Source organism: Myxacorys chilensis (assembly GCF_059505265.1).
On record NZ_JCACKG010000010.1, the window covers coordinates 1 to 1809 of the forward strand.

Here is a 1809-nt window from a genome sequence, read left to right on the forward strand (position 1 = left end):
GATCCGCCTCCTGCAATCGCTGCTTGCCTTGTGCCTTGCCTTCAACTTCGTCGTTCTTGCGACCAGCCCCGCTGGTGTTCACCTGGCGGGGGAGACCGGTGACCCTGCCCTTGCGGGCAATTGGCGTGGCTTCACCATGCAGAAAAACTTCGCCGGGGCACTTTGCGCCATTACGGTGATCTTCTTCGCGTTCAAAGCTGTTCCCGGCCGCCCGTGGCTCAACTTTGCGATCATCGTCGGCAGTGCTGTCTTTCTCTGGTTCAGCCAGTCGAAGACGTCGCTCTACCTGCTGCTGCCATCGCTGCTGTCTGGTTGGCTGTATCTCAGGCTCACCCGCGCGCAGATCAGGGTAGTGATTCCCGTTGTTGCCCTGACACTGATTATCTTTGCCATTCTGGGTGACACCCTGATGGCCCAGGTGGGCGAGCTTTTCGCCGAACCAGACGCGTTTACCGGCCGCGCGCAAATCTGGCCGATCCTGCTCGAATACGCCAATACGAGGCCACTGATCGGTTCCGGCTTCGGCTCTTTCTGGAATGTTGGGCCCGCAAGCCCTGTGTTTCAGATGTCCTATAGCTGGGTTGCCGAACTGGGCAACGGTCACAACGGCTATCTCGATGTTCTGGTACAGCTTGGCTATCCGGGAATGCTGCTGGCCATCTGGGCGGTGATCCTCCTGCCCGGATGGAAGCTGCTGACGCGGACGACCATCGAGAAATCCACCGGAGCCCTGCTCATCAGCCTGCTGCTGTTTTGTGCGGGCAACAATTTCACCGAGTCCACGCTTCTGGACCGGGACATGATGGTATGGGTCTTCATGGTCTTCATCGTAGCCATGGAGCACAAGGCCAATATCGAAGGGCAAGCCCGCCAGATAACTGACGCCGCGCTGCTGAGTGCTCCCCCTCGCCGGGCAAGGGGCCACTGAATGGCTGAGGTTGAGCTGGCGCCCGTTCGAACGCACAAGGTGGTGCAGTATGGCCTGGCGGCCCTTGGTCCTGCTATGGCTGCGGGCGCACAGTTCGTCCTGTCGCTTCAGCTCCTTCACGCGCTGGCTCCAGCCGAATTCGGCGCCTTCGCCTTTCTCCTGGTTCTGTCCCAGCTCAGCTTTGGCTTTTCGAGCGCCTTGCTCGGGGCACCCTACCCTGTCCTGATGTCCAAGCCAGGTGCAGACACGGGTGCGGTGACCTTGATATTCCACGCAGCCAATGCGGCACTGTCTCTCGTGGCCTTGGCAGTTTTCTTCGGGCTCGGCATGGCTCTTGGCCTATCAGGCGCGGTTGCTGTCATCTTCGCGGCCTATGCCGCGATCATGCTCCTCCGTTGGTTTGGCCGATCCTATTCCTACGTCCACGGCCGGCAGAAGAACTCGGTATTCTCCGACCTGACCTATGGCACCCTGCTGCTGTGCGGCATTCTCGCGATGTTCCTTTCGGGTACCACGTCGCTCCTTGCAGCCTATGCCGTCCTGCTCCTTTCCGGCCTTGCCGCTCTTGTCCCGCTCGGCGGCGATTTCATGCGGGGGCAGTTTCTGCGTTTTTCCGGGGCGGCGTTGAAACACTATGGGGCAGTCTGGAACCAGCATTCGAAGTGGTCGCTTTCAGGCGTCGCCACCACCGAACTGACGGCGAACACCCATGCCTATGTGGTCACCTTCATCCTGGGTCCGCAGGCCTTTGCGCCTCTTGCCGCAAGCGCACTGCTGATCCGCCCGATCGCGCTGGTTTCGAATGCGCTGACCGATTTTGAACGACCGCAGATCGCCCGCAAACTGGGCACAGGCGGCGCCCAGGCGACCAAGGGCCTACT

The 1809-nt window shown here is 60.6% G+C and carries 2 protein-coding genes; both read left to right on the forward strand.

Features of this window, described 5'->3' with window-relative positions:
- Positions 1 to 928 (forward strand): O-antigen ligase family protein (locus AC5JLB_RS00525; RefSeq protein ID WP_495871904.1); only part of this gene is annotated, 928 nt, incomplete at its 5' end.
- Positions 929 to 1809, forward strand: an 881-nt coding sequence (locus AC5JLB_RS00530; RefSeq protein ID WP_495871905.1) for a hypothetical protein, incomplete at its 3' end; no start/stop codon positions are given. It abuts the gene before it with no gap.